The sequence below is a fragment of the Nostoc sp. CCY0012 genome (assembly GCF_963920855.1).
Classification (GTDB): Bacteria; Cyanobacteriota; Cyanobacteriia; order Cyanobacteriales; family Nostocaceae; genus Cyanocohniella.
Window position 1 is genome coordinate 1 of sequence record NZ_CAWUDM010000266.1, and the last position, 276, is coordinate 276.

General features: G+C 43.1%; 1 protein-coding gene. It reads left to right on the forward strand.

What is annotated here, in order from left to right; all coding sequences use genetic code 11:
• Nucleotides 1-276: PAS domain-containing protein (locus ACM0OS_RS29080; protein WP_414546635.1), on the forward strand; the 276-nt coding region annotated here is incomplete at both ends.

Consider the following 276-nt stretch of genomic DNA (forward strand, 5'->3'; position numbering starts at 1 on the left):
TGGTAGGGTGGCTTGGGATGGATTGGTGGTTGATGTCACAGACTTGAAAAATCATGAAATTCGGCTAGAAGAATCACAAAAAATCGCTCGTCTTGGTAATTGGAATTATGATGTAGCTACAGGTCAGATTAAATGGTCAAAGCAGCTTTTTCGCCTTTTTGGGCGAGATCCAGCACAAGCAGAACCAACTTATCTCGAAAATTTGCAACTTTATCACCCAGAAGATGCTGCTAAACTTCACCAAGCTGTAGAGCAAGCCCTCGCTACTGGTGAATC